We start from the raw sequence: 22,332 nt of genomic DNA on the forward strand, positions 1-22,332 counted from the left end.
TCCTGCCGTTGCTGCAATTGTCCGTGTGATTTGTTCATGAGATAATACTAAAACGTTTCGCGATGGGATTGTGGAAACGTTCGCGGCCGGGTCAGGGAGGAGACGATGGCTGTCGTATTGGTTCTCGTTCTACTGGTGGTGGGATCGATTGCGTTCCATCTGCTCAGCCCTTGGTGGTGGACGCCGATCGCTTCCAATTGGAGCTATATCGACAACACGATTGTCATCACGTTCTGGATCACCGGCTTCGTTTTCACGGCGGTCGTGTTGTTCATAGCTTATTGCATCCTTCGCTTCAGGCACCGCGCCGGAAACCAGGCGGCATACCAGCCGGAAAACAAGCGGCTGGAATGGTGGCTTGCCGGGGGAACCGCAATTGGCGTGGCTGCGATGCTCGCGCCGGGCCTGGTCGTTTGGAAGCAGTTCGTGACGGTTCCAGCCGATGCCAGCGTGGTCGAAGTCGTCGGGCAGCAATGGCAGTGGAGTTTCCGACTGCCGGGCGCGGACGGGCGGCTCGGGCGGGCTGATACGCGCAACATCACCCCGGAAAATCCGCTCGGTTTAGACAAGAATGATCTTGCAGGAATGGACGATGTCATCGTCCAGGGTGGAGAGTTGCACATACCCGTCGGCAAACCCGTCAAATTGCTTCTGCGCTCGATCGACGTCATACACGATTTCTACGTACCGCAATTCCGGGGCAAGATGGACATGATCCCTGGCACGGTCACCTATTATTGGTTCACGCCAATGCGGACAGGAACGTTCGAAGTTCTCTGTTCGGAACTTTGCGGCGTCGGCCATCCGCAGATGCGCGGCACGGTCGTGGTCGAGACCGAAACCGCCTATCAAGCCTGGCTGCAGCAACAGCAGACCTTTTCGCAGTCGCTGGCGTCGGCGGAAAAATCGGCGGCCAAGTAAATAAGTGTAGTTGAGGCGGAAAACTGCATTGGAGGGAACAGGGAGGATATAATATGGTCGATATCGGATCCGGCACCGAGCAGGTCATCCGGCCCGCCGAAGTCGAGGATGTGGAGCTTTATCACCCGAAAAGCTGGTGGACGAGATACGTCTTCAGCCAGGATGCCAAGGTCATCGCCGTTCAGTATGCGCTAACCGCCATATCGATAGGCATGGTGGCACTGGCGCTGTCCTGGCTGATGCGTCTGCAACTCGGCTTTCCCGGCTATTTTTCCTTCATCGACGCAGACCATTATTATCAGTTCATCACCATGCATGGCATGATCATGGTGATCTACCTGCTGACGGCGCTGTTCCTCGGTGGCTTCGGCAACTATCTGATCCCTTTGATGCTTGGCGCGCGTGATATGGTGTTTCCCTATGCGAACATGCTGAGCTATTGGCTTTATCTTCTTGCCGTCATAGTCCTGGTTGTCGGCTTCTTCGCGCCCGGCGGACCGACAGGTGCTGGTTGGACATTGTATCCACCGCAAGCTCTTCTGTCGGGTACGCCCGGAGGGCGCGATTGGGGCATCATCCTGATGCTGTCATCGTTGATCCTGTTCATCATCGGCTTCACGATGGGCGGATTGAATTATGTCGTGACGGTGCTGCAGGGACGCGCGCGTGGCATGACGCTCATGCGGATGCCGCTAACAGTCTGGGGCATATTCACCGCAACCGTCATGGCGCTTCTCGCCTTCCCGGCGCTCTTTGTTGCCGCTGTCATGATGTTGTTCGATCGGTTACTCGGAACGAGTTTCTTCATGCCCGCCATCGTCGAGATGGGCCAGCAATTGCAACAAAGTGGCGGGAGCCCTATCCTTTTCCAGCATCTTTTCTGGTTCTTCGGCCATCCGGAAGTCTATATCGTGGCGCTCCCGGCCTTCGGCATTGTCTCCGACCTGATCAGCACCCATGCGCGCAAAAACATCTTCGGCTACCGGATGATGGTCTGGGCAATCGTCATCATTGCAGCGCTAAGCTTCGTCGTGTGGGCGCATCATATGTATGTCAGCGGCATGAATCCTAACTTCGGGTTCTTCTTTGCGACCACGACGCTCATCATCGCCATCCCGACGGCGATCAAGGTCTACAATTGGGTGCTGACGCTCTGGCGCGGCGATATCCATCTGACATTGCCGATGCTGTTTGCCCTCGCCTTTATCGTCACATTCATCAATGGCGGGCTGACTGGCCTGTTTCTCGGCAATGTCGTCGTCGACGTGCCGCTTTCAGATACCATGTTCGTGGTTGCCCATTTCCACATGGTGATGGGGGTCGCGCCGCTCATGGTGATCTTCGGCGCCATCCACCATTGGTATCCGAAAGTCACCGGTCGCATGCTGAACGTGACGATGGGCCATATTCACTTCTGGATCACCTTTCTCGGCGCCTATGCGATTTTCTTCCCAATGCACTATCTCGGCCTGATGGGTGTGCCGCGCCGCTATTACGAGCTTGGCGAGACGGCCTTCATACCGCCGTCTGCGCATACGCTGAACATGTACATCACTGTCGCTGCGCTGGTCGTCGGCGCCGCTCAGCTTCTGTTCCTGCTCAATCTCGCCTGGAGCCTACGTTGGGGCAAACCAGCGGGCGGCAACCCATGGCGAGCGACAACATTGGAATGGCAGACGCCGCAAACGCCACCCGTTCACGGAAACTGGGGCAAGGAGCTACCGGTCGTCTACCGCTGGCCGTATGATTACAGTGTCCCCGGAGCGGATCAGGACTTCCTGCCGCAAAATCAGCCGGCCTCGAGCGGGCCATCCGAAAGGGCGTTGTCATGAGCGCCATTCTGATCTTCATGGCGGGTATCGCCTGCATCATCGCCTGGTGGATGGCGCGGCAGCGGCTGACTTCAAAGCCCTGGCTGGAAGCCGGTTTTGCGGGCGATGCGGCGGAGATGCGCGGATCGTCGGCGACCACAGCGAAAGTCGGTCTTGGCATCTTTCTTGCCGTTGTCGGTGCCTTGTTCACACTCCTCATCAGCGCCTATCTCACTCGCCTCAGCGGCTCGGACTGGTGGAGTATCCCCATTCCGCGGCTGCTCTGGGTGAATACGGCTGCCCTTGCCGCCAGCAGCGTCGCCCTGCAATGGGCAAAAACCGAAGCTCGTCTCGACCGCAGCGAGATGCTGAATACGGCTCTTGCAGTGGCTTTCGCACTGGCTGTTCTGTTTCTGATTGGGCAAGCTCTGGCGTGGCGGCAGCTGGTGGCGGCAGGCTATGTTCTCGCGGATAACCCATCGAATAGCTTCTTCTACATGATCACGGGACTGCATGGCCTGCACATATCGGGCGGGCTTTTCGTGCTTGCACGGACGACAATCCGCGCTCGTATCAGCCCGGTCCTCACAAGAGTTCGCTTAAGCGTGGATCTGTGCGCCATCTATTGGCATTTCATGCTCGTTGTCTGGCTGATCCTTTTTGCGCTCTTCGCCGGTTGGGCGAATAGTTTCGTCGATCTCTGCCGTCAGCTGGTTACTTGAGGAGTTTCGATAATGACGGAATCCATAGAAAGACCGGCAAATGATCCGCATTTGCGGCCCGCGGGACTGCGCGGTGTTGCGGCCGACCTGTCGTCGGACCAGCGGGTGTTCAAGAACGTCTCCTGGGGCAAGGCGATGATGTGGATCTTCCTCTTGAGCGACACCTTCATTTTCGGTTGTTTTTTGTTGGCCTACATGACGGCTCGCATGTCGACCACCGTCGCCTGGCCCAATCCAAGCGAGGTTTTCGCCCTGACGATTGGCGGCAAGGAAATTCCGTTGATCCTGATCGCCATCATGACTTTCGTCCTCATCAGCAGCAGCGGCACGATGGCCATGGCCGTCAACTTCGGATACCGCCACGATCGTCGCAAGACCGCTCTGCTAATGTTGGCGACAGCGGTCCTCGGCGCGACATTCGTCGGAATGCAGGCATTCGAATGGACCAAACTGATCAGGGAAGGAGTCCGCCCCTGGGAGAACCCATGGGGGGCGGCACAGTTTGGTTCGTCCTTCTTCATGATCACCGGCTTTCACGGCACCCACGTCTCGATCGGCGTTCTTTTTCTTCTGATCATGGCACGCAAGGTGTGGCGAGGAGACTTCGATCAGGAAAGGCGGGGGTTTTTCACCAGCCGCAAGGGGCACTATGAGATCGTCGAGATCACCGGGCTTTACTGGCATTTCGTGGATCTGGTCTGGGTATTCATCTTTGCATTCTTCTATCTGTGGTGAGGATAGCATCATGACACAAGGGCAGGCACATTCCGGACAACAGCATCCGATAAGGCTGTATATGCTCGTCTGGGGACTGCTTTTTGTCCTCAGCACCTTCTCCTACCTTGTCGACTATTTCGCCATCCAGGGCTATCTCCGATGGGCTCTGATCCTTCTGTTCATGATCCTGAAAGCCGGGCTGATCGTTGCGATTTTCATGCACATGGCGTGGGAGCGGCTGGCGTTGATCTATGCCATCCTGTTTCCCCCGGTCCTGATACTTGTCTTCGTCGCTCTGATGGTTTCGGAATCGCACTACACGATCCTCACGAGACTGACCTTTTTCGGGGCTGGTCCGTAAGGCCTGGCACCATCCGGCCATTCCTGAAACAGTGTATCAAAAGCTCGCAATATGGCTCAGCCTCAGCCGAAGACGAGCATCCCGAAAAGAACAATCGCGCCCAAAGCAGCGCGATCAATGAGAAATAACCGAATGGAGAAGCGCTCCAGCCCAACGACGAGTATGGCATTCGCGGGGCAGATAAGAAGGCCAAGATTCTCTGAACGGGACGGCGGCATGAGACGGCCGGAGTATTTGAGCCCCACGGTTCCTCACCTCCGGCGTCGCGGGTTTAACAAATGCGCAAGAAAGTGCGCCGCCTGATGCCAGTCGTTAATTGGTCGCCGTGATCCGAACAGTCATCACATGCCCGCCGCTTTACGCGGCGGGTCTAGTCAATATCGGGCTCGCATCCACGCCTAAGCGTGGGCATGAGGATGATGAACATCCCAGACTGCCCAAAGCGATGCCGCGACAACGAGCACGCCGAGAACGATATCCGTCCACATCGCGTTTGCGTTGGCGGCAAAACCGAGCAACCAGGGAGATGCGATCAGCCACAGACCGAGCACCAGATTGGCCCATTCCTCCCATTCCGCAAATATCGAAAGTGCTGCGGTCGCCAACACACCGAGCAAGACAGCAACGATCCATGCGTTCCAGCTCGGCATCACCTCGGCTGTGAAGCCGAATATCCAGGGGGAGACAAACAAACATGCAGCCAGGAGCAGATTTGCCCAATCCTGCGTCCTTTTTCCTTTCATAAAAGCGCTTGCCATAGCAACCTCCTCACCAAGAAACCTAACGAAGGCTTCATCCAGCGTGAACTTCACGCTTATGTATATAAGTAATTTCTACATCTCTTGATTCAAGATAACGCGCGAATAATACTTCGGTTATCGCGTCCGAAATTCTAGAGCATGTCCTGCGATCGATGCATCGATTGTAACGTGACGACACACGCCGAAGCTCATTCAACATCCACAGCAAAGAGTTGGACGAAGGGACAAGCACTGAGCGATGATCTTCGGATACGGGTTGTGAAAGCGTCTGCGGCGGGTATGTCAGCTCGGCAGTCTGCGGCCCGGTTCGGCGTTGGAATTCCGACCGCGATCCGGTGGATAGCAAGAGCGAATGAGGGCGAACTGATTTCTCGGCCACAAGGCTGGAGACGATCATCGGCCGTGGATGCACGAGAGGCGCTCGTTGTCGCACTGGTCGAAGGGCGCAAGGACGTGACCCTCAATGAAATGGTCGAGCGCTTGTCCGTCGAGCGGCAGGTGAGGATCAGCCAGAGTGCGCTTGGCGCCTGGTTGCGAGGCCACGGATGGAGCTTTAGAAAAAGTCCGCATGCCCTGGAGCAAGACCGATCGGATGTCCTGAAGCGCCCGGCGCGTCTGGTTCGATGGTCAGCTCGACCTCGATCCAGAGAGCTGATCTTCATCGAGGCCCGCCGAACTCTCCCGGCTGAGATGGCAAGTCCAAGGGGGCGCGCACTTCGAGGTGAGCGTTGCGCCTCGCCGGAATGACCGAACCGTTTGTCCACGGTGGGGCGATGAACGGGAACGTCTTCCTGGCCCATGTTGAACAGGTGCCGGTCCCGCCCCTTCCCGTCGTCATCGTCGTCACGTTGAAGCTGAAGCGAACCTAGAACAGGGCGAAGGCTCCATGAGGCACGCCGTCCCTCACGTCACGACCGGCGATGTCGCGCGTATAGAATTGATGCTCAATCCAACAACCAAATTATTGAATTCCTTCGGGGAGCGTCCGCCGAGTTTGTCGGACCAGATTTCAGCTAACTGGCGGCGGCTCTTTCCACATAGCGCAAGATCCTGGTCACCGTCGATCGGGTGACGCCCGCCTCTCCTGCTATGTCATCAATTGATCTGCCATCAGCTTTTAAGCGAAGTACCTCTTCTGATTTATGCCGCATCGCATCGACGGACGTGTCGTTTAGTCGAGGCACGTCCAAAGCGACAGCATGGTTCCCAGTTGACTTGTCGAAGTGCATTGTATCAGCAGGCATCATCGCGTCCTCCACCAGCTCTCAATCTTCCGGAAGAATGCCAATAACTCCAGGCCGGGTAAATTCCGATTCAAGAAGTACATCCGTTAGACCAACTTCACTATGTCGCTACCACAACGGAGGGAGCCGTCGAGCTGATTTCCTCAGAGCTCGGAAGCTCTGTCCAGTCCTTTGAAGGTCGGTGATTACATTCCAAGAATGTCTAGCAATCATACTCGTTGCCTGCCGCCAGAGTGATAAAGGCGAAAGCCCGGTCCGCAAGCTATTGCGCGCTCATGTCGTGAACCGCGCGGCAGTATCAGCATCTCCAGGTGCTCGCCTCGAGATCGTAAGTGGCGATCTGATCGCTAGTATGCCCAAAGAATGGTCATCACTTCACGTTCAAAGCAACAGACCCCGCTCAGTCTCCTGCACGAAGGAGGGCGACATGAGGTCTGCCACCAAGGCTCCTGCCATGGACAATTAGGTTGCACAGAAGACTGACTTGAACCCTTCGGGCTAGGCTACGAAGCGCGAAAGAACTGATATGTTCTCTCAACCTTAAATGGGGAAGGCTCATGAAATCTAGAGGCCTACATATCGGCGGCACTCGACAACCTTCAAGTTACAGCTCTGCCGGAATATTCGAAACCGTGCCATCGACAGGCGAGTTGCGCGGCGCCCTTAACGCGCTTCGGCCAACCTCGTCCAGTTGTGGTCGATGCAATTCGATCTTGGCGCTGGAACTTAAGATCCGTCAACGATGAGACTGGACCTTCAGATGAGGGCCTGGAATAAGCAATACGATGCAGCGCTTCGATCGCGAATGAACGAAACCGGATTGGCCGCACTGGCTGAACAACTCGCAATGCAAATCGCCACGGTAACCACCAGATTTGCGCCAATCAAAACCCACGATTTACCATCGGCGGCGCTCCTCACATTCTTGATGAGACAGGAGCCAGATTAAACGGGGTCCATCATAGCCCACCTGACTTCTAAACCGGCTGTTTCGTCTTATAAACTGTCGCCGGTTTGGCAAGCTGGTCATCGGTCAGCTCCCAGAGCATCGCAATTTTTTCTAACTGAGCGGGATTGATCAATCCGGATTGAAACAAGAAGATCAGTCGTTTAGCCAAGCGGTCGCGGCGACTTTCGTCGAAATCTAAACACGCCCCCCTGACCACCTGATCAAATACCCGCTTGAGCGTTTCTAGGTTCTTAGGGGGCAAACTACCTTTTGCAAGGCGTTCCAGGCGCTGCATAATGCCCTCACAATGTTGCCTCTCGCCGTTTGACTGGGCAGCGATGGGCCCCGTAGTAATTTTGCCACTGCTCGATAATTCATATTATTATGCACATTAAACGGTGCCGCATTCAAGTGCCAAGCAAACGAATGGCTGCTTTTCGATGACTTGCCTGAGTGCGCCGTCGATCTCCAAGATGAAGTCCTCGCTTCAGTCGGCCCATTGAAATTATCCCTCGTCACAGCGACGTTGTTGGCATTCCTAAGCCTGCTGAATGAAGACTGAAAGACAGCTGACATGCCCGGTTCAAAGACCGGCACGCTTTCCGTTCCATTCCTGACCAGGAAGATGCATCTGAAAACTCCAACCAAAACCGGTCCAATTTGAAGGTGTCAGATCACAACAGAGCCCAGGTTGACACTCTCTCAATTTCGCGTTACATTGCGTAACATTAAATTGAGAGAGCGTCAACAGCATGTCTCCGCGAGCTTATCGTCAGTCGGCGCGCGCCGATGCGGTTCTGGATACCGAGCAGCAGATCGTCGACGCCTTGACCGCGCTCCTCGCGGAGCGCTGGTTCGACGAGATCACTCTCGACGACATCGCCGCCGCGGCCGGCACCACCCGCCAAACCGTGATACGGCGCTTCGGCAGCAAGACCGGCGTTCTCAGCGCCATGGCGGCCCGGCTGGATGTCTCGATCCAAGCCCAGCGTTGGAGCACGCCCGCAGAAAGCGTGGCCGACATCGTCGCGCTCCTGATGGACGATTATGAACGCACCGGCGACGTCATCGTGCGCACGCTCGGGCAGGAAGCGCGCTTTCCCGAGTTCGCTCCCATTCTCGATCGCGGACGCGAAGGTCATCGCGAGTGGATCGCAGACATGTTCAAGGCCTGGCTCGACAAGCTTGATGACAAGGCCCGCAGGGATCGGCTCGCCCAGTTGTTGGTCCAGACTGATGTCTGGATCTGGCATCTGTTGCGTCGGGCGCAGGGACATTCGACGATGGAGACACAGCGGCTTATGACGCAGGCGATCGAGCGCCTGCTGCGGGAGGATGGAGCGCACTAATCCGGTCTCCATCGAGAAGGGACTAAGGCGATGATAAAGACAATAGATGCGAGGCAGCATCTGTCCATCCTGGTAGCCGGATGGGAAGGCGGCGGCAACGTGCCACCGACGCTCGCGGCCGTGCGCGCGCTGGCGGACCGGGGCCACGACGTGCGCCTTATCGCCGACGACACGATGAGAGCGGAGGCGATCGCAGCAGGAGCCCGATTCCTACCATGGAAGCGCGCGCCAAACCGGCCGGATCGGACCTTCGAAAGCTGCTTCATTCGAGATTGGGAAACCGCCGATTCCCTGGCCGGCTTCCAAAGGGGGTGCGAACGGATCTTCGTCGGACCGGCGCAAGCCTACGCCGAGGATATTCTCGAAGCACTGGCAGCGGGGCCTTGCGATATCCTTATCGGCTCGGATCTGTTGTTCGGCAGCATGCTCGCGGGCGAAGTTGCGAGGGTTCCGACCGCCTTGCTCGCAAGTAACATCTCGCTTTGGCCCCTCCCCGGACATCCGCCATTCGGTCCGGGCTTTCAGCCTGCTCGATTGGCGGCGGACAGGGCACGCGATGCCGAAGTTTCGGCAATGGTGGAACAAGCATGGGATAACTTCCTGCCTTGCCTCAACGCCGCCCGCGCTCATTTCGGCGTCGCGCCGCTGGCCCATGTTCACGAACAGCCCTTGAGCGCCGGACGCCACCTCCTTGCCACCAGCAGCAGCTTCGATTTTCCCACCGAGCATCTGCCGGGCCATGTGCGCTATGTGGGGCCGCTTCTGGAGATGCCGAGTTGGGCTCACGAAGGCTGGACGGGCCAGCCGGCGCGCGCAATGCGGCCACTCGTGCTCGTATCGTTCAGCACTACCAATCAAGGGCAGGCCGATGTGCTCCAGCGGGTGATATCCGGTTTGGCTGGGGAGCCGGTCGAGGTGGTCGTTACCCTCGGAAAAGCGCTTGAGGCACTTCACCTTCAGTCGTCGGCGAATGTCACAATTCTTCCCAATGCGGCGCATGACGACATCATGGCCAAAGCCGGCGCCGTCGTCACCCACGGCGGACACGGCACGATCATGCGATCGCTGTACCACGGCGTCCCCCTCGTCATTCTCCCAATGGGGCGCGATCAGAACGACAATGCCGCCCGCGTCGCCTATCACGGTGTCGGCCTGCGCCTCGATCCTTCGGCAGCACCGCGAATGCTCTGCGAGGCCGTGCGACGCGTCCTTTCCGAGCCGAGCTTTGGCGACCGGGTGTTGGCACTCGGGCGTACCATCGCAGAAGAGGGCCCGGGGGCGGCCCGGCTCGTCGCAGAAATTGAGGACTTCGTGCAAAGGTCTGCCCAAGGAGCACTGTCCGCCGCGTGATTGACACCCACCGATCGCGGCAGGAACATCGCGACCGGCACCATGTCAAATCCTCTCCTCCTGCCCAACGTCGTTGCCTCCGCATCGGCGAACGAAGGAGCTTTACGCCCATTTGCCTCATTGGCAGGCATCCGTGTCAGCACTTGAGGGGAACCAAGACCATGAACCGCCGGCTGACAGCATAGCCGCATCGGAAATCTCGAAAGCAGTCCATCAAAAGGAACCAAAGGATGACAAGCGCCTCTTCAAGCGAACATGCAATGACCCTGACGTCCGGCCAACTGGACGCCTATCTTGCAAGGATCGGAGTGAACCGGCCGGTTTCACTCGATGTCGACAGTCTGTCGAGGCTTCACCGCGCCCATCTCATGGCCTTCACCTGGGAGGCGCTGGATGCTTTCATGGGCTGGCCGTCCTCGATCGCCCCATCCGTCGCCTTCGCCAAAATGGTGGAGGGCAAGCGCGGCGGCTGGTGCTACGAGATGAACGGTCTGTTCGGTGCGGCGCTTACAGCGCTCGGCTTTCGCGTGACGCGCCTATGCGGCGGCGTCAATCGCGAAATGATAGGCGATGCCGCTATCGGCAATCATCTTACTCTGCGTGTCGATCTCGACCGGCCGTACCTTGCCGAGGTTGGCCTGGCCGATGCCATCGTCGAACCGGTACCGCTTGCCGTCGGACCGATCAGCCAACGCGGCTTTGATTTTTCGATCTCGCCCACGGACGACGGTTGGCTGCGCTTCAATAACCATGCGAACGGCCTCGCGCACAGCTTCGATTTTCGGCCCGATCACAGCGACGAGAGCGCCATTGCCGCCACGCTTGGCTGGCTGACCCAGGATCCCGGTTCACCATTCACAAACGCGCTTGCCATCCTGCGGCATACTTCGGATGGCTATGTCGCCCTGAAGAACGATTGCCTGCGCAGCGTGACGGCAGACAAGATCAGCGAACAGCGCATCACAAGTGCGGGCCATCTCGCGGATACGTTCAATACGATTTTCAGGCTCAACATTCCCAAGTCCGATCTCGTCTGGGAAAAAGTCCAGATGGTCGCGCGAAGCGAAACCACCTGAACGAGCACGCTTACCAACCCACCAGGTCGGGCGGCGGATCGAGGCCTGGCTGCGGCAGAATCCGCAGCTCAGCACTCTAAAACTGCGCGACATCGTCCGCCGTCAATACTTACTCAACCGAAAGCACTTCACCCGTTCGCCGGTCGATCACAACCTTTATGTCGTCGCCATCTCGATCCGAACCTTCGACGATAAACACATTTCGCCTGCGGGCGACATTATCGACCTCGCGCACGCCTTCATCCCGAGCGATGCGAATGGCCTGGCGTTCGCTAATACCCATGTCAACGGGCGGCGGCTCCATGCCGGGATTGACGCGCACACCACCAGGACCGATCTCAATACTTTGTGAGAACGATGGTGTTGCTGATATGATCAGCACTAGTGCAGTGGCTGCTAGAGCAAGATTCTTGAACATGGGGGCATCCAGAAAAATGATGAGGTTCGTACCGTAACAATTTTGTCTCGCTTTTTCACGGCGAATAATCAAGGGCCTGATTTGCACTTTGATAGCCCCATTCACTAGCATAGCGAGTAACTTAGCGGATCATTACACCAGCGCGGTTGCTGCTCTGACTGCATGAGATCTTGCAAACCGGATGACCTTGGAGCGGTGCGCAAATTGTAATTCCGCCGTCACTAAAAGATCATCGATCAGCTTCATGAGATCCACGTCCCGCAAGCCCGGGAAAGTCAGGGCGGCCTCGCCCATAAGCGTTGCGAGAATGACCGCCGGCGGATGGTTTGCGGCGATCAAAGCTATAAGATTTTCAGCTAGGTCATTCATTGATTTGCGTACGCCGCCAACCACATCATGTGCTTGTCGCATTTAAGGTTTCTCGTTGTTGATCTAACGTAGTCCCGGTAACAGCCCGTGCCTTGCCCAATGGTGTAAACAGTCAGTCGCATTTTAACGATCAGGTCCAGGATCGCGTAACGACGTCCTGTCCAGCCTTTGGAGCGGCCCAAGAACGACAGGCCTGATCAGTGCTGTCCGAAGGAGCCTGTGGTATAGACGATGGGCCTGGATATCATCCCTAATCGAGGTGGCGCGCCAGCGAGAAAGAACTGACATTCGTTCGAATAATGTGGGGGCCAAGGAGTGCCTTATGATGGCGTGTCAGACTATGGTCTGAATACACAAGGCATAGGTCCTATGGTCGTGGGAGGATGACATTTTAGCGATATCGCAGCGCGATGTTTTGCGGGAGGCATCGCTACGATGGGTGACACATGTTATGTGAGCGAGGTTCGCACGCGTGCTTGCTCTGTCATCGATAGTGGCAGGATCAACCCGCAGTAGCACGCAAGACAAACGACCAAAGGAACCGCCCTTGAAGGGACAGAAGGGTATTCATCAGGGAGGAGAATGACGGTTGATCGAACGACCACACGGCGTACCGCGACGGGGTCAATCGGCGGGCATCACAAACCTAACTGTCCGGTGTGGGCGATGACCTGAGCGGGAAAGTGATGGCGACGGCGATGTCGAGGTGGATTGACGCGTAAATTTAACCGATACGTCCATGCCTGTCGAGTTTCACAACATCCCCCCTGCAAAAAGGCATTTTTCAATCTCGCCGGCGTGGCCTCCGAATGCCAGGCATCGCTGGCAAGCCTTTGTGCCAAATCTAGGTCAAGCCCCCTCTTCCATATTGGCCGGCCCCGTCCATTCTGGAGACCTCGTGCCGAGCAGCTCGATCTCCTCCTTCGCCTCTGCTGCAAAGTTCGGCACCACGCCTGTCCAGCGCAACGAACCATCGGACTGAGAATGCCCCCCGCCGTCGAGCTTATAGATGCTTTCGATGACGTACTGACCGTCGGCATTGAGACCGCTAACTTCGGAAATCTCAATGACTCGGCGCCGCCCCGTCCGCTTGAAACGCGCAATCTGTACGACAACGTCGACTGCCGAGGCGATCTGAGCGCGCAATGGCTTCAGTGGCATATCAATGTCGGACATAAGTGCGAGCGTCTCGAGCCGATGCAGTGCGTCGTAGGGAGTGTTGGCGTGTACCGTGGAGAGACTGCCGCTGTGTCCGGAGGTCATAGCCTGGATCATATCCAGCGCCTCGCCCCCACGGCATTCGCCGACGATGATCCGGTCCGGCCGCATGCGCAGCGAGGATCGAAAGAGCTCCCGAATGCCTGCGCCACCTCTGCCGAAACGGTCGGGCTTGGTCACCTCCAGATAGACAACATGTTCCTTACGAATCTGGAGCTCGGATGTATCCTCGATGACGATAACACGTTCATGGTCGGCGAAGGCCTCGGACAATGCATTCAACATGGTCGTTTTACCGGTGCCGGTGCCGCCGGATATGATGACGTTTTTCTGCAGGCCAACTGCCGCCTGTAGCAAGGAAAGCGATTCCTCCGTCAAGCTGCCCTGGACCACAAGATCACGTATACTTCGGTGCTCGCGCAGAAACCGTCGAATCGAGATGCAGAGACCGGTGCGTGCAGCAGGCGGTTGGATCATCTGCACACGTGAACCATCGGGAAGCCGGCCCTCGACGCTTGCCTCCTCCGGCGTAAGCCGCTTACCGGAATATTGCGCGATGCTGCGAGCCGCCGACTCCAGGTCCTCACGACTGGCAAAACGCACGTCCGCTCTCTCAAGCTTGCCGCGTCGCTCAACGAAAATGTCGGATATGCCGTTAATAAGAATTTCCGACACGCTCGGATCCTTCAGCAACGGCTGGATCGGATCCAGGAGCTTGTCGAGGGCACGCGTTAGCACTTGGTGGGTTGCTTGTTCCGCAGCGTCGTCAGAAACGGCCTTCATCAGAAGGGCATCCCGGTCAGGACCGAACTCATGGTGAAGAGATCACTCATCATCTGCAGTGCGGTCGGAAAGAATGTCATCAATGGAATGAGAAGTAATCCGAGTATCAATACGCTGGTCGTCATTTCCATCTCAGTCCTCCCCGCGCATTCAGCGACAACCCATTTCTACAGCGATAAAAGAAAACTTAGTCCAGAACGCGCTTTTGCGCCATGGGAGATAAAGGACCGGACGCCAGCCGTTGCATTTGTTCGGCTAATGTTGGCACATGCCACATCATATTGAAAAATATACATTATCTAGAGATAGGTATCAAATATCATAAATATAGCCTGGAAATAGCGTCACAAGCGACTAAGAAAAAAACAATTATCAATCAAGCCGCTACAGGAGATAAGTGTATTTTATGCGAATTAGTCACCTCAACCCTCCAAAGCAATTGGAACCCTTCGTTCGGTTTGCTTGACGCGGGGCTAGTCTTGAGCGCAGTCTTAGGTCTTAATGGGTCTCGTCAATAGGGCGATGGCCCCCCGGGGAAGTCGAAGCAAAGCAGAAGTTCATCTGAACGGGCAAGCGCTCGTTCGAGCCGACGACATGCGTTTGCTTTCACCTTTGGAAGGACGTCGACCAGTCACCAACCAGCAGTAAGGAACAGGAAGATGCTCGCTAAGTTGAAGACTCTTGCAGTTGCAGTTCACAATGACGAACGCGGCGACATGGCTCAGATCGTGCTGGCCGTAGCTCTGATCGTCATTCCGCTGATGCTTATGCTTCTTGCTTTCGGCAAGCAGATTGGCGGGTGGTTCAAGGACCAAAACTCGTCTCTCACCAGCAAGGCTAAAGACGTTCCAAACGCGCTATAGGAGGCGCGGGCGCAATGGACCTTACTTACGACCTTACTCAGGTTCCAGCGGCGACGGCATTGGCTGTCGCCTGCGCTACCGCCGCGGCGGTGATCGATCACCGCCGCGGGTTCATACCGAACGCGCTGACCTATCCTTGCCTTCTGGCGGGTCTCGCACTGTCCTTGCTACATGGAGGACTTGTCGGTCTTGCAATTGCCGTCGCCGGTCTTCTGGCGGCGGGGTTCATTTTCTTCGTCGCTTTTGCGGCCGGAAGCTGCGGTGGCGGGGATGTCAAGCTCATGGCGGCACTTGGTGCCATTCTCGGCCTTTGGCCGGCCATCGATGTTACACTTGCAGCCATAATGGTCGGTGGCGTCATTGCAATCGTCCTGATGGCTCGTCGGGCCAATATTGTTGAGGTTTTGAGATCGGTGGGACTTTTCGCCCTGCTCCTGCCTGCAGGGGTCAAAAATGCCGCTCAACTCCTCGCACCGAAAGAACGTCATACGTTGCGTTTTGGCATCGCAGCTGCCGGTGGCCTCCTTTGGTGCCTCTTTCTGCCTGAACTCACTCCTTTATCATTCGTGAGGTAGCAGTCATGGATTCGCAGCCGGAAGCATCTCTCGCCGATCTCGGCTTTTGGAATTCCATGCTGCACTCTCGCACGTTCTGGGTTCCGCGAGACCATGGCCTGCTTTTCTTCACTTTCGCTTTGGCACTCGCCGCCTTCGCTTCCATGCTCATCTTACCGCGTCTGTCAGCGCGTCGCCGTCACATCGCCTCTGTGCACGCCGATACTTCCGGCAGCACGACGATGATGGATTTCGTTCTGGTCACTCCGCTCTTCGTTTTCTTCATGTTTCTGGTTTTCCAGTTTGCGATACTGGCCAAGAACCATATCTTCACCCATTACGCCGCCTATATGGCAGCCCGTAGCGCAAGAGTTTATCTCTGCCCGACGATCCCGATCAGCGTTGGCTCGTTCGTCGATGCGACGATGTTCAACATCAAGGTCTGCGACAACAGCATTGCCAACCAGAAGGCGGAGACGGCAGCGCGGATCGCGCTCATTCCGGCAGCCCCCTACAAGGAATTGCATTGCCGCAGCGGCTGCCAACCGCCGCAATCGCTGTTGAAGAACGTCACTGAGGCGACGCGCGTCTCGTCGCGTTGGGGCGCGATCCAGCGTCAGGCGATTTATATGTTCGATACGGACAACGTTAAGGTCAAGATTGCCCTTGCGCCCATTGCGACTTACTCCACATTGAAGCGCACGCCGGCATTGCCCGTGGTCGCATTGGTCCAAGTCCGCTTCCTGCTTCTTGACTATGCCGGATGGATTTTTGCGACCGGTCAGCGCAAGGACGGCAATTACTACACGCTGTCAACGGCGGAGGTCACGCTTCTATGACCGCTTCTTTCCTCCGCCGCCTCCATTGCGACCAGCGCGGCTATCTTTCGCCGATCATTCTCTTCATGGTGATTGCGCTTGCCTACATGATCATCTGGATCCTGAATACCGGCCAAGTCGTTTACGACAAACAACGGACACAGGATACTGCCGACGCGGTTGCGCTCCTGCATGCGGATTGGGATGCTCGCTACCTGAATATCATGGCGATGAACAATGTCGCGTCCTCGCAGGCGACCGTGATCCTTGCCACATCGACGGCATATCAGTTGACCATTGCTGAGCTTTCGGTGCGATCGGCAGCCATTCTGGCAAAGCTTGGTCAATATTCCACCGAGAACGGCTGGGGCGATCCGACATGGAGACTGCCAACCGGTGCACCCTATTGCCCTGTCTATGACGATATCCCGATAGTTGGACCAATTCTTTACGCGGCTTGCGTCGGCTTCCAGGGCATTCGATCGGCTGGCGCATTGGAGGCCCTTGGCTACGTCGCTGCCTCAATGCTGAAATACAATCCCCCCGGCTTAATCAGCAAGTCACATGACATCATTAGCGCAATGAACGACATGAACGACTACCTTGTTGACAGTTTTCCAGAGCGAGTAGGCAATGAGGCTTTGCATCTCGCACGTCTGGACGACGTCGATCATGTTGTCTTTCATCCGGCTTGCGATGCAGGGGCAAGCTGCAATCATTCAAAAGAAGGTCAGGGCGGCGACCTACCCGTGGAAAGAAACACTGCCGAGAGTGCTGCCTCCTACTATGAACTTTGCACTGCGATGACCAATGGTACGCAATCTTATGCTGTCGGTTTGCAAATGCGGGGCGAATTCGCAAAACGCGGTTTCCCGATAGGAAAGGGGCCGTTGACGGCTGGCGGCACAGACGGGCGCCACATCCGCGACTTTGTCAACGACAAGAGCGGGACCGACACTCAGTTGCCGGCGTTCTACGAGTTCTACGAGGCATTCGGCCCGGGCTATTATACATCAATTCCGGTCAAATCGCTCATTGAGCAATTCAGTGGCGATCTCGGCTGGTTTGGCGACATTCTGATCGATGGCGCTGAAGAAGCTCTCAAGGACTTCACCGGCATTGATCTTGGCGTTGTTAACCCGTTTCAACTGCCGATTGACAGCCCCCCGCGCTATGAAGATGCTCAGAGAAAGAAAGAGAACGATTTCACCCGGAAATTTGATAAGACGTGGAACCAGGTTTGCGGCGTCGGCGGTGGCATCGCCTCTCTCATCGGTGTGCTGCCGAAGCCCTATTGGCTGAAAGGCCGACCAATCTACGCGATGGATCCCCTAACTGTCCGCGCCACCGGCGATCAACTCAAGCCGTACAAGGCTCTTGTGGTGGTTTCCAGGGCGCCGCGTGTGCGGCTGCAGGCCCAGATGTTTCGCGACAAAACCCCGGCTTTCGCCTATGCGGAGAGTTGGGTGCACAACTATACATCCTTCGATCTCTATACGCAGGACTGGCTTGCTTCGCTCGCACCGACAAGTTTGGTCGATGACGTCTCGCTGGTTTCGCAGACCATCAAACGCAGTCCGGCTGCCGACAGCTACAAGGCACTCACGTCGACTTTCGACAAGGGAGGGGCAAATGCCTGGTCAACTGTCAACACCCATTAATGAGAAAAAGAAAACTGGGATACTGATGCGTCTGCATCGGGACGGACGTGGACTTGCCTCCATCGAATTCATTCTGTCGGCACCGGTTATTCTGTTGATTGTCATAGCCGTCAGACAGGCGAACTTGCTGTCTGTTCGTCGCATCGATACCATGCGTGAGGTCCGCAGCGCTGCTTTTGCAGAGGCCAGTGGCCTGACCTGCACGAGTGATTTTTCGCAAACAATACCAATTCCCATTCCGCAAATAGCCAGCGCGTTGCCGGCCGGCCAGGGGCCGGAGCGTACGACCTGTTCAAGCCAACCTTCCAACGGGGGCGGCGGCGACCCGTCGCGGACCTTCGTCTGGGACGACGTCAATAAAAAGGCCAAATCCGTATCGGACAATCTCGCCGGTGATCTTGCCAATGAAAAGCCGACACTCGTAACCGCGACCGCGACGCGCGTCTATCGATACAGCACCAATCCTTTGACCAAGCCTTTTCGCTGGACGGACAGGTTCACGGTTGACGACTCCACGCTTTTTGCCTCGACGAATGACACCACGAGACGCGGCTACGACCCGACCCTGCGCAAGTCGATTCGCAATGTAGCATCCGGGGCTGGCGATCTTTTCGATGGCATTTTCCCGGGAGCCAAGTGAGATGACGCGAAGAACTCTCCATTCGCTTTCCCTCGTTGCCGCAGCAAGCCTTGCCGTGCTCTTCGGCGAGGTGTTGACAGCGCAACCAGGCATGGCCGATGTTTATCGAACCGTGCATGCAAGCGCGAGCAGTCTGCTCGCAGCAATCGTAGGCTCGCCGGAGCGACGACCGCGTGATCTTATGGTCAATGGCCAACCGCTCACCTTCACGCCCTATCAGAGCAATCGTGCCGTATCCGATATCACCGCTGAATGGCTTCAGGTCCTACAAGCCGACACGAGGCCAGTTCAAGCGCCTGAAGGGGATGTATCGGAGGCACAATTCACTAGCGCCGCCAACATTTTCATCCAGCCCAAAGTGAGCCATATCGGCGACAATTACGCGGTGATCGTTCGCTTCTTTGACGGTGACGGTGCTGTCGCGCGCGATTTCCTGCATGCACAGAATGACGCTATGAAAGGCCGGCGATCGCAGGTGCCGATGGTCCAAGGGATTGCCGTTTCAATCCGCCGTCTGCCGGGCTCAAACCGAACAGAGGCTCTGATGAGCCGCTTCGACGATGTGAGATCCACCCTCGCCGCTTTTGCCGCGCCAGCCGATAGCCGCAAGCTGCCATCGTCATTGCAGCCGCCTGCGGGCGTCGAGGTGTTGAGCGACATCGGCGATCGGGGCGACGGCCATATTTCGCGCACGATCATTTCGTCCGGAAATCTCTCAGTCAGCGCGTGGTCGGACGCGCGCTCCAACCTCCTCGGACGCGCGGGCTTTAACGTGGATCCGCCACGGACCGGGCGGGGTGGTGTCCTTGCCCTGCATGCTCGTCACGAAAACGTTGAGGCGGATGTCATTTACACTCGAGGCAAGGATACCGACAAAACGATCGAAGTCGTCGAAATAAGACAACCGCTTATCGAAGGAAACATGCCATGAACTGGAAGCTCATTGCCGCCGTCGTCGTCGGCATCGTTACGGCGGCGCTGCTCTATTTCTGGACCGAGAGCATTAAAAACCAGCAGACGGCCTACGCATTCATTCGGCTGCTGCCGGATAAGAAGGTGACGCGTGGCCAGCCGATCACGCCTGACATGCTGGGCGATCCCGTCATGCTTCCCTCCGGATTTGGGGCACTGCAAAACCTGGCGATTCCGGCCGCAGGCGCTTACCAGGAATGGTTGAAGGATCGCACCGCAGCTGTCGACATTCCTGCCGGTTCTGTCCTTCTATTCCAATATTTCGATGATGCAGACGGCGGTCGGCTGACCAAAATGATCACGCCTGGAAAGCGAGCCCTAACGCTGCCTGTCGACGCGGCACAGGCTGTTGGCCATTTCGTTGAGCCGGGAAGCCATGTCGACATTTTGGGCACGGTCGATGAACCCGTTCAACCCGTCGCACCTACAGTCACCGCGCCGCAGCCGGCCGAAACGCCTGCGACAGCAACGCCACGCAATCCCGTCGACCAATTATTGAAGACCTATCTGGCGCAAAATCCCGACGCGGCACAGGACGATATTCAGACATACAAAAAGCAGTCCGAAGATTTCAAACTCGGCATCAGTTCGCGTACCCGCGTCGTCACCCGCACCTTTCTCCAGAACGTCAAGGTTCTGGCCGTGGGCACGGCGACGACTGCCCAAGGTGCTGTGACGACCGGCGGCAACACCTATACCAACGTCACGGTAGAGGTTTCGCCATCAGAGGCTGAGATGCTCATCTTCGCCATGGGGCAGGCGAACGGCCGTCTGAACCTAGCACTGCGCAATCCGGGCGACAGCACGATCGAGCAGATGCCAAGCATAAACTGGACAAAAATGTAATCGCCTTGCAAGGAGCATCGACGATGCAACTCAAGATCGCTTATGAGGATGGCAGCGGGCGGGAGATCCTGGCGCTTTCCGGCGACGAGACATACTTTATCGGCGAAAACGGACCGTCATCGAACTTGCCGCCCAGCGCGACTGTCGTCAAGTTGCGCGGAAGTCACGTCTCCTCTCCACAATTTGCGCTTCGGAGATCGGGATCAAACTGGCTTATTCAACACTACGGTCGAAACCCGACACGGCTAGACGACCAGCCACTACGGGCCGGGATGCCGGTTGCCGTCCAGGCAGGAATGTCCATCTGGGTACCAAACGTGATGATCGAGCTCTTCGAGCCGGTTGCCGTCACGGAGACGATTGCGCTTTTTCCAGAGCAGGAGCGCGTCCTGGCCTTGCAGACACAAATCCACGAAAGGTTACTCAAAGATACGCAATACGACCGTTTGGTCAAATCATCCGATTTCGGCCGTGACGAGACACGAAGCCGCATCCGCGAGCGCCTCGACACCTTCATCAAGGAGGCGCTTGACCAGACGCCGCAGGATCTTACTCTCCTTATTGTCAAGAACGCCGTCTATCGCTGGCTCGCGCGACGGGTGGCTCGTACCACCCGTCGCGATGTTTCAGCCAACGCTGCCGAATTGGCGCGCGAAGACCAGGACAATCGCCGCCTGTTCGATGTCGGCAAGGCCCTGATCAACTCACTGCAACTGAAGCTCAATTTCGAGTCCACGCGATCGGATTTCCTGCAGCTCGACACGCGCTTCGGGACGGCCTTCCAGGCCCGCCAGAACCTGTTCAATGCCGGCGACCGCTATGAAATCGCTCACGCCCATCTACGATCCAATATCGAAGATCTGATGTATCGCTGGGGGACAATTTCCGAATTGATGGATCTGGACATCATTTCAGAAATCATGGTGACGCGCTATGACGAAATCTATGTCGAAAAGTTCGGCCTTCTCGAACGCTATCCCTTCGCCTTCGCCAATGAGCGGCAGCTGATGACCGTCATCGAGCGCATCGGCATCGACAGCAAGCGGTCGATCAACGAAAGCGAGGCAATGGCGGACTTTCGCATGCCAGATGGCTCGCGCGTGAATGCGGTCATCCCCCCGCTTGCAGTCAAGGGCGCGTGCCTGACGATCCGCAAATTCGGTGGCAAGTCCAGACTAGACATCAACAAATTGATATCCGCAGGCGCGTTGAATGAGCCGATGAAGGCCTTCCTTGAGGCGGCGGTCAGGGCGCGTAAGAATATTGTCGTCTCCGGTGGCACTGGCTCAGGCAAGACGACCTTGCTCAATAGCCTCTCCCAGTTCATTCCTATCGGCGAGCGGGTGGTTGCCGTCGAAGACACATCGGAACTGCAACTCGATGGGGTCCACGTCGTCTACCTGCAATCACGGCCGAAGACGGCAGAATCGGAGACGAGCGTCACCATCCGCGATCTCGTCCGCAATGCGCTACGAATGCGCCCGGATCGCATCATTGTCGGCGAATGCCGCGGGGCTGAGGCGATCGACATGCTGCAGGCCATGAACACGGGGCATGCAGGCTCGATGACCACCGCGCACGCCAACACACCGCACGATATGATGACGCGCCTCGAGGTCATGGTACTGCAGGGACAGAGTTCTTTGCCGGTAACGGCGATACGCCAGCAAATCGTCGCGGCAGTCGAGCTTGTGGTGCAACTGAACCGGCTCTCGAACGGCCGGCGCGCCATCACCGAGATATCGGAGGTAATCGGAATCGATCCTGAAACCGGAATGATCATCGTGGAACCGATCTTCAACCTGGTTGGCCGCGTCGGCGGCGGCGCGATCCATTCCTTCACTGGCTATCTGCCCAGCTTTGTCGCCGAACTCATCGATGTCGGCGAGGATGGCAGCATCGGAAAATTGGACATGTTCGTCTGAGGGC

Annotated in this window: 21 protein-coding genes and 2 pseudogenes; 17 read left to right on the forward strand and 6 right to left on the reverse strand. The window is 56.9% G+C overall.

Features of this window, described 5'->3' with window-relative positions:
* Positions 1 to 105: 105 nt before the first annotated feature.
* Genes GGD46_RS21060 through GGD46_RS21080 form a run of 5 tightly spaced genes read left to right on the forward strand, consistent with a single transcriptional unit; the run spans position 106 to position 4,532 of the window.
* A complete protein-coding gene (locus GGD46_RS21060; RefSeq protein ID WP_184707517.1) occupies positions 106 to 921 on the forward strand; it encodes a cytochrome c oxidase subunit II in 816 nt (271 codons plus the stop codon).
* 53 nt (positions 922 to 974) lie between these two features.
* Entirely contained in the window at positions 975 to 2,753 is a 1,779-nt protein-coding gene (locus tag GGD46_RS21065) for a cytochrome c oxidase subunit I (RefSeq protein WP_184707519.1), read from the forward strand.
* On the forward strand, positions 2,750 to 3,454 hold the full coding sequence (locus tag GGD46_RS21070; protein WP_184707521.1) for a cytochrome c oxidase subunit 3: 705 nt from the start codon (positions 2,750 to 2,752) through the stop codon (positions 3,452 to 3,454). Before GGD46_RS21065 ends, GGD46_RS21070 begins: the two co-directional genes overlap by 4 nt.
* 12 nt (positions 3,455 to 3,466) lie before the next feature.
* Positions 3,467 to 4,189, forward strand: a complete 723-nt coding sequence (locus tag GGD46_RS21075) for a heme-copper oxidase subunit III family protein (RefSeq protein WP_184707523.1) — start codon at positions 3,467 to 3,469, stop codon at positions 4,187 to 4,189.
* 10 nt (positions 4,190 to 4,199) lie between these two features.
* The gene (locus GGD46_RS21080) at positions 4,200 to 4,532 is read left to right on the forward strand and encodes a cytochrome C oxidase subunit IV family protein (protein WP_184707525.1); all 333 of its coding nucleotides are present in this window, start codon (positions 4,200 to 4,202) and stop codon (positions 4,530 to 4,532) included.
* 398 nt (positions 4,533 to 4,930) lie between these two features.
* Here the strand turns inward: GGD46_RS21080 and GGD46_RS21085 are convergent, their stop codons facing one another.
* Positions 4,931 to 5,290: an SPW repeat protein gene (locus GGD46_RS21085; protein WP_184707527.1), complete on the reverse strand. Its 360-nt coding sequence runs from the start codon at positions 5,288 to 5,290 to the stop codon at positions 4,931 to 4,933.
* A 282-nt stretch (positions 5,291 to 5,572) separates the two neighbouring features.
* Between GGD46_RS21085 and GGD46_RS21090 the strand changes: the two are divergent.
* Positions 5,573 to 6,144, forward strand: a pseudogene (locus GGD46_RS21090) (IS630 family transposase); the annotation flags it as partial.
* Between the two features lie 162 nt (positions 6,145 to 6,306).
* Here GGD46_RS21090 and GGD46_RS34510 read toward each other — a convergent pair.
* Together GGD46_RS34510 and GGD46_RS21100 are read right to left on the reverse strand one after the other, a co-directional pair.
* Entirely contained in the window at positions 6,307 to 6,540 is a 234-nt protein-coding gene (locus GGD46_RS34510; protein WP_184707529.1) for a helix-turn-helix domain-containing protein, read from the reverse strand.
* Positions 6,541 to 7,514: 974 nt separating this feature from the next.
* Positions 7,515 to 7,781: a hypothetical protein gene (locus tag GGD46_RS21100; RefSeq protein ID WP_184707531.1), complete on the reverse strand. Its 267-nt coding sequence runs from the start codon at positions 7,779 to 7,781 to the stop codon at positions 7,515 to 7,517.
* 457 nt (positions 7,782 to 8,238) lie between these two features.
* On the opposite strand from GGD46_RS21100, the gene GGD46_RS21105 reads away from it, so the two are divergent.
* The 3 genes from GGD46_RS21105 to GGD46_RS21115 all read left to right on the forward strand — a co-directional run bounded on the left by GGD46_RS21105 (position 8,239) and on the right by GGD46_RS21115 (position 11,261).
* Complete coding sequence (locus tag GGD46_RS21105) at positions 8,239 to 8,835, forward strand: TetR/AcrR family transcriptional regulator (RefSeq protein ID WP_184707533.1); 597 nt, start codon at positions 8,239 to 8,241, stop codon at positions 8,833 to 8,835.
* A 30-nt stretch (positions 8,836 to 8,865) separates the two neighbouring features.
* Positions 8,866 to 10,185: a nucleotide disphospho-sugar-binding domain-containing protein gene (locus tag GGD46_RS21110; RefSeq protein ID WP_184707535.1), complete on the forward strand. Its 1,320-nt coding sequence runs from the start codon at positions 8,866 to 8,868 to the stop codon at positions 10,183 to 10,185.
* A 230-nt stretch (positions 10,186 to 10,415) separates the two neighbouring features.
* On the forward strand, positions 10,416 to 11,261 hold the full coding sequence (locus GGD46_RS21115) for an arylamine N-acetyltransferase (protein ID WP_184707537.1): 846 nt from the start codon (positions 10,416 to 10,418) through the stop codon (positions 11,259 to 11,261).
* A 109-nt stretch (positions 11,262 to 11,370) separates the two neighbouring features.
* On the opposite strand, the gene GGD46_RS21120 is transcribed toward GGD46_RS21115, so the two are convergent.
* The 3 genes and pseudogenes from GGD46_RS21120 to GGD46_RS21130 all read right to left on the reverse strand — a co-directional run bounded on the left by GGD46_RS21120 (position 11,371) and on the right by GGD46_RS21130 (position 14,160).
* Complete coding sequence (locus tag GGD46_RS21120; RefSeq protein ID WP_184707539.1) at positions 11,371 to 11,679, reverse strand: PepSY domain-containing protein; 309 nt, start codon at positions 11,677 to 11,679, stop codon at positions 11,371 to 11,373.
* Positions 11,680 to 11,811: 132 nt separating this feature from the next.
* Positions 11,812 to 12,090 carry a hypothetical protein gene (locus GGD46_RS21125; RefSeq protein WP_184707541.1) on the reverse strand — a complete coding sequence of 93 codons (279 nt, stop codon included), beginning with the start codon at positions 12,088 to 12,090 and terminating at the stop codon, positions 11,812 to 11,814.
* Between the two features lie 807 nt (positions 12,091 to 12,897).
* Positions 12,898 to 14,160: pseudogene (locus GGD46_RS21130) on the reverse strand (CpaF family protein).
* Between the two features lie 548 nt (positions 14,161 to 14,708).
* Here GGD46_RS21130 and GGD46_RS21135 point away from each other — a divergent pair.
* From GGD46_RS21135 to GGD46_RS21170, 8 genes are read left to right on the forward strand one after another with little or no spacing between them, the layout of a single operon-like run.
* Positions 14,709 to 14,912: a hypothetical protein gene (locus tag GGD46_RS21135; RefSeq protein WP_184707543.1), complete on the forward strand. Its 204-nt coding sequence runs from the start codon at positions 14,709 to 14,711 to the stop codon at positions 14,910 to 14,912.
* A gap of 14 nt (positions 14,913 to 14,926) precedes the next feature.
* Complete coding sequence (locus GGD46_RS21140) at positions 14,927 to 15,487, forward strand: prepilin peptidase (protein ID WP_184707544.1); 561 nt, start codon at positions 14,927 to 14,929, stop codon at positions 15,485 to 15,487.
* 5 nt (positions 15,488 to 15,492) lie between these two features.
* Positions 15,493 to 16,305 (forward strand): TadE/TadG family type IV pilus assembly protein, encoded by an 813-nt coding sequence (locus GGD46_RS21145; protein WP_184707546.1) that lies wholly within the window; start codon positions 15,493 to 15,495, stop codon positions 16,303 to 16,305.
* Entirely contained in the window at positions 16,302 to 17,945 is a 1,644-nt protein-coding gene (locus GGD46_RS21150) for a TadE/TadG family type IV pilus assembly protein (RefSeq protein ID WP_184707548.1), read from the forward strand. The genes GGD46_RS21145 and GGD46_RS21150 overlap by 4 nt, the downstream gene beginning before the upstream one ends.
* Positions 17,917 to 18,585: a TadE/TadG family type IV pilus assembly protein gene (locus GGD46_RS21155; protein WP_184707550.1), complete on the forward strand. Its 669-nt coding sequence runs from the start codon at positions 17,917 to 17,919 to the stop codon at positions 18,583 to 18,585. The genes GGD46_RS21150 and GGD46_RS21155 overlap by 29 nt, the downstream gene beginning before the upstream one ends.
* Before the next feature lies 1 nt (position 18,586).
* Positions 18,587 to 19,516, forward strand: coding sequence for a hypothetical protein (locus GGD46_RS21160; RefSeq protein ID WP_184707552.1), 930 nt, complete (start codon positions 18,587 to 18,589; stop codon positions 19,514 to 19,516).
* The gene (cpaB, locus tag GGD46_RS21165; RefSeq protein WP_184707554.1) at positions 19,513 to 20,403 is read left to right on the forward strand and encodes a Flp pilus assembly protein CpaB; all 891 of its coding nucleotides are present in this window, start codon (positions 19,513 to 19,515) and stop codon (positions 20,401 to 20,403) included. The genes GGD46_RS21160 and cpaB overlap by 4 nt, the downstream gene beginning before the upstream one ends.
* Positions 20,404 to 20,426: 23 nt before the next feature.
* A complete protein-coding gene (locus GGD46_RS21170; protein WP_184707556.1) occupies positions 20,427 to 22,328 on the forward strand; it encodes a CpaF family protein in 1,902 nt (633 codons plus the stop codon).
* Positions 22,329 to 22,332: the final 4 nt, after the last annotated feature.

The sequence above is a fragment of the Martinezella lusitana genome, assembly GCF_014207095.1.
Lineage (GTDB): Bacteria > Pseudomonadota > Alphaproteobacteria > Rhizobiales > Rhizobiaceae > Rhizobium > Rhizobium lusitanum_B.

What these genes read in the sequence shown, in the direction of transcription:
- GGD46_RS21150 (WP_184707548.1), top strand. Translation starts at nt 16,302, where the DNA reads ATGACCGCTTCTTTCCTCCGCCGCCTCCATTGCGACCAGCGCGGCTAT.
- GGD46_RS21135 (WP_184707543.1), top strand. Translation starts at nt 14,709, where the DNA reads ATGCTCGCTAAGTTGAAGACTCTTGCAGTTGCAGTTCACAATGACGAA.
- GGD46_RS21110 (WP_184707535.1), top strand. Translation starts at nt 8,866, where the DNA reads ATGATAAAGACAATAGATGCGAGGCAGCATCTGTCCATCCTGGTAGCC.
- GGD46_RS21170 (WP_184707556.1), top strand. Translation starts at nt 20,427, where the DNA reads ATGCAACTCAAGATCGCTTATGAGGATGGCAGCGGGCGGGAGATCCTG.
- GGD46_RS21075 (WP_184707523.1), top strand. Translation starts at nt 3,467, where the DNA reads ATGACGGAATCCATAGAAAGACCGGCAAATGATCCGCATTTGCGGCCC.
- cpaB (WP_184707554.1), top strand. Translation starts at nt 19,513, where the DNA reads ATGAACTGGAAGCTCATTGCCGCCGTCGTCGTCGGCATCGTTACGGCG.
- GGD46_RS21105 (WP_184707533.1), top strand. Translation starts at nt 8,239, where the DNA reads ATGTCTCCGCGAGCTTATCGTCAGTCGGCGCGCGCCGATGCGGTTCTG.
- GGD46_RS21145 (WP_184707546.1), top strand. Translation starts at nt 15,493, where the DNA reads ATGGATTCGCAGCCGGAAGCATCTCTCGCCGATCTCGGCTTTTGGAAT.
- GGD46_RS21070 (WP_184707521.1), top strand. Translation starts at nt 2,750, where the DNA reads ATGAGCGCCATTCTGATCTTCATGGCGGGTATCGCCTGCATCATCGCC.
- GGD46_RS21120 (WP_184707539.1), bottom strand. Translation starts at nt 11,679, where the DNA reads ATGTTCAAGAATCTTGCTCTAGCAGCCACTGCACTAGTGCTGATCATA.
- GGD46_RS21115 (WP_184707537.1), top strand. Translation starts at nt 10,416, where the DNA reads ATGACAAGCGCCTCTTCAAGCGAACATGCAATGACCCTGACGTCCGGC.
- GGD46_RS21140 (WP_184707544.1), top strand. Translation starts at nt 14,927, where the DNA reads ATGGACCTTACTTACGACCTTACTCAGGTTCCAGCGGCGACGGCATTG.
- GGD46_RS21085 (WP_184707527.1), bottom strand. Translation starts at nt 5,290, where the DNA reads ATGGCAAGCGCTTTTATGAAAGGAAAAAGGACGCAGGATTGGGCAAAT.
- GGD46_RS34510 (WP_184707529.1), bottom strand. Translation starts at nt 6,540, where the DNA reads ATGATGCCTGCTGATACAATGCACTTCGACAAGTCAACTGGGAACCAT.
- GGD46_RS21060 (WP_184707517.1), top strand. Translation starts at nt 106, where the DNA reads ATGGCTGTCGTATTGGTTCTCGTTCTACTGGTGGTGGGATCGATTGCG.
- GGD46_RS21125 (WP_184707541.1), bottom strand. Translation starts at nt 12,090, where the DNA reads ATGCGACAAGCACATGATGTGGTTGGCGGCGTACGCAAATCAATGAAT.
- GGD46_RS21155 (WP_184707550.1), top strand. Translation starts at nt 17,917, where the DNA reads ATGCCTGGTCAACTGTCAACACCCATTAATGAGAAAAAGAAAACTGGG.
- GGD46_RS21100 (WP_184707531.1), bottom strand. Translation starts at nt 7,781, where the DNA reads ATGCAGCGCCTGGAACGCCTTGCAAAAGGTAGTTTGCCCCCTAAGAAC.
- GGD46_RS21080 (WP_184707525.1), top strand. Translation starts at nt 4,200, where the DNA reads ATGACACAAGGGCAGGCACATTCCGGACAACAGCATCCGATAAGGCTG.
- GGD46_RS21160 (WP_184707552.1), top strand. Translation starts at nt 18,587, where the DNA reads ATGACGCGAAGAACTCTCCATTCGCTTTCCCTCGTTGCCGCAGCAAGC.
- GGD46_RS21065 (WP_184707519.1), top strand. Translation starts at nt 975, where the DNA reads ATGGTCGATATCGGATCCGGCACCGAGCAGGTCATCCGGCCCGCCGAA.